Source organism: Beijerinckia sp. L45 (assembly GCF_009765775.1).
Classification (GTDB): domain Bacteria; phylum Pseudomonadota; class Alphaproteobacteria; order Rhizobiales; family Beijerinckiaceae; genus RH-AL1.
This window is the reverse complement of the sequence record NZ_LMUU01000216.1, coordinates 9,292-12,474: the sequence shown is the minus strand read 5'-3', so window position 1 is coordinate 12,474 and position 3,183 is coordinate 9,292. Positions and strand designations below refer to the sequence as shown.

The 3,183-nt window shown below is 63.0% G+C and carries 5 protein-coding genes; all 5 read left to right on the top strand.

All coding sequences use genetic code 11. From position 1 onward, the window contains the following. On the top strand, positions 1–417 hold a 417-nt coding region (locus GSQ79_RS29125), incomplete at its 5' end, for a hypothetical protein (protein WP_210253187.1). A gap of 35 nt (positions 418–452) precedes the next feature. After that, positions 453–821: a hypothetical protein gene (locus GSQ79_RS22845; protein ID WP_158811085.1), complete on the top strand. Its 369-nt coding sequence runs from the start codon at positions 453–455 to the stop codon at positions 819–821. Beyond that, positions 818–1,105: a hypothetical protein gene (locus tag GSQ79_RS22840; protein WP_158811084.1), complete on the top strand. Its 288-nt coding sequence runs from the start codon at positions 818–820 to the stop codon at positions 1,103–1,105. Before GSQ79_RS22845 ends, GSQ79_RS22840 begins: the two co-directional genes overlap by 4 nt. Then, the gene (locus GSQ79_RS22835; RefSeq protein WP_158811083.1) at positions 1,102–2,136 is read left to right on the top strand and encodes a DUF1376 domain-containing protein; all 1,035 of its coding nucleotides are present in this window, start codon (positions 1,102–1,104) and stop codon (positions 2,134–2,136) included. The genes GSQ79_RS22840 and GSQ79_RS22835 overlap by 4 nt, the downstream gene beginning before the upstream one ends. Before the next feature lie 209 nt (positions 2,137–2,345). Then, positions 2,346–3,183, top strand: an 838-nt coding sequence (locus tag GSQ79_RS22830; RefSeq protein WP_158811082.1) for a toprim domain-containing protein, incomplete at its 3' end; no start/stop codon positions are given.

Genomic DNA, 3,183 nt, shown 5'->3' with positions numbered 1-3,183 from the left:
CTTGGTAGTAATCCCGCCTCCAGCCATCTCGTGCCGATTTACACGGCGGTTCGAGATCACGGGTGTGCATCTGCGACCGTAGCTCACGACAGCGGTCCTTTCCGGCTTCCTTTGGATCGGCCGACCATCACCCTGATCGGCGACGATACAGACACCGCCTTGGGGCCGACGGGGTTCCATCGACCATCGCTTCGGCGCTTTCTCAAGCAGTGCCGGTCTGCCGTTGTGGTGTCGAGCTGCGCCCACCTCAAACCATACGCGACAGCGGCAACGAACGCCGTTTTGCTTCGACAACATGTTGTTCTGGTCGAGACCAGGCCGCAGTTCGAGCAGGAGTGGATCACCTTCATCCACGCGGCGCAGCGCCGGATCGCGATGTTCGTCAGCACCATCGAGCCAATGCGGGGGGTCCATTAATGATCCCATACGATCGAGTAGCGAAAACGATCCCGATGCTCGGCAGTCCCAACGACAACGAGGCCCTGGCGACCGCCCGGGCTCTCAGGCGCATCCTTGATGGCGCCGGCAGCAGCTTCGTCGAACTCGCCGACGAGATCGGCGCGATGGGCGGCACCAACGTCTCGAAGTATCCGTCCATCAGCACCACGTGGACGGATCGCCAGCGCACCGACAATCTCCACACCGATTACGATAAGGCGAGGTGGTGCGCCGACTTCGGCGGCATGCGTCTGAGCACCAAAGAGAGAGCCTTCGTCCACGACCTTGCCCGGCGCCTCGGTCGTTATGGCGGTTACGCCACGGACCGCCAGGCAGAATGGCTTGATGCGATACTTCTCCGCCTGCGGAGGGCCGCAGCATGAGCCTCAGCCCAACGGACCCCCGCGAACAGAGCCTCGCCTTCATCCAAGAGAACCTTGCCACCGCGGCTTGTTATGCCGACGCGGCACATTCTCTTGCCAGCGCCGACGACCTGCGCGGGCTGGAATATGCGATCACAAAGCTGATCTCGCATGTGAAGGTCGCGGCCAGCACGACGCGAGACCTCGTTGACAGCGTAAACGAAGTTGCCAAGGCTCCGACGCCAGAAACCTTGTATAATATACAAGATAAAGCTCCGACCGCCACGGCGGGGGCGCCGCAATGAGGGCGCCCATCATCCGCCTCGGCAAACCCCGCCTGGCACTCGTTGCCAAGAATGGGCGGAATTCCAAACGGTCACTGCCGGCGCCGCTGGTGCCGCGAGACGTCGACCTCCGCGAACTTCCGTATATGCCGGTGCACATCAGCAAGCTGCTGTCGTCCGAGTTCCACGCGACCGTATCGGCCGAAGGCTGGCGAGCCGGATTCTGCCTATGGCTTAGATCCTTCCACGAGGTGCCGGCCGCATCAGTTCCCGATGATGACGTGATGCTGGCCCGCCTCGCCGATATTGGCCGCGACGCGGCAGCATGGGCGGCGGTGAAGGATGAAGCCCTGCATGGGTGGACGCTCTGCAGCGACGGGCGCTGGTATCACAAGCTCGTCGCCGAAAAGGCGCTCGAGGCCTGGATCGCCCGCCTGTGCACCCGCCACGCCGGCGCCTCTGGCAACGCTAAAAGGTGGCAGGGCGGCGATGCGGCGCTCGCCCGGATCGAGAAGCAGCTCGGTGTCGCGCAACGAGCGCTCAGGGCTCTCGAAAAGTACGATGGCAACTTTGTGTCGGACAGTGGCCATTTAACGGCATTGTACCGCGTCGAGAGGGTACTCTCTAAATCTAACAGTAGTGTCAGTGAGTTAGCTAGTTCGCTAAGCGACCAGCTAGGCGACTCCCAAGGCGATCGCCTAGCTGGTCGCAAGCCTAAGCCTAAGCCTAAAAAGAAAGAAGAGGGGGGCGCTAGCGCTTCCCCACCCTCAAAAGAACCGGCTTCGGCGAAACCTCGGCGAGGTCGTACGGCCCGCCAGAACGCCCCCTGGCCAGAAGGCTTCAGCCTTAGCCCCGAGATGGCGGCGTATGCGGCGAAGGCCGGCTTCGACGGCGATCGGCTTTTCGCGAAATTCCACAACACGGCACTGGCTAAAGGCTTCGAATACAAGGACTGGCCAGCGGCCTTCCGGACCTTCGTCGACCGAGAATTTCCCCCTCGCGCAGCATACGGCGGAAGCCCTGACCGGCCCCGCCGGCGCCCAGACGTGTAACGGGGGCGCCATGAGACGAACCACTCACGAAATCCTCGACGACCTCGGCATCCGCTGCCGGAACACGGCGACAGGCAATCACAAGACGATCTGTCCGCGCTGCTCCCCCTCTCGAAAACACCGGAAAGACCCATGCCTAAGCATCACGATCAACACCGACGGTATCGTGTTCTTCTGTCACCACTGCTCCTGGTCCGGGGGGCGATCCTATGACGATCAGCACCTCGGCAAGCCAATGGCTCGAGCGCCGCGAGATCAGCGTGGAGGTGGCCGTAGCTATGGGGCTCTACTCGGCTCGGCGCGAAGCGGATGGCTCCGATAACGTCGTTGTCGTCGCTGATCCCGACGGCCCGATCCTGGCGTTTCCCTTCATCGAAGGCGGTGCGGAGGTCGCGACGAAGTACCGTGGCAAGCCGCGCACCGACGGCTCAAAGGTCTTCTGGCAGCGCAAGGGGGGAAAGAAAACCTTCTTCAACGCCGACGTGTTGAGCGACCCGGCGCTATCGAAAGGCACGGACCCGCTGGTCATCGTCGAGGGCGAGCCGGATTGCTTGGCGGTCCTGACCGCTGGCCATCCGTTTGTCGTGTCGGTGCCCGACGGCGCTCCCGCCGATCGCGACAGCAACGGCAAGAGGTTGGCGCCGGTCCCAGAGTCGGCCGACGGCATCGACCCCGACAACGACGAGAAGTTCGCATATATCGCCAACAATTGGGACCGGCTGAAGAACATCAAGCACATCGTGCTGTTCACGGATGGCGATGGCCCGGGCGATCGTCTTCGCGACGAGCTCGTTCGCAGGCTCGGTCGGGTGCGGTGCTCGTTCGTGCGGTACCCGGATCTCGGCGGCAAGAAGCCCGACGCCAACGAGGTGCTGATCCAGCACGGACCTGCGGCCGTCATGGCGATGATCGCCGACGCAGCCCCTTTCCCGCTCAAGGGCATCTTCCGGCTGTCCGACTTCCCGGTCCAGGAACGTCCCAAGACGATCTCAACGGGATGGGGGCGTCTCGACCTGCCAGCGCCGAACGGCATGTGCGGCCTGATGC

Bases quoted from the DNA above. Each gene is read 5' to 3' on its own strand.
- GSQ79_RS22835 (WP_158811083.1), top strand. From the start codon at position 1,102: ATGAGGGCGCCCATCATCCGCCTCGGCAAACCCCGCCTGGCACTCGTT.
- GSQ79_RS22845 (WP_158811085.1), top strand. From the start codon at position 453: ATGCTCGGCAGTCCCAACGACAACGAGGCCCTGGCGACCGCCCGGGCT.
- GSQ79_RS22840 (WP_158811084.1), top strand. From the start codon at position 818: ATGAGCCTCAGCCCAACGGACCCCCGCGAACAGAGCCTCGCCTTCATC.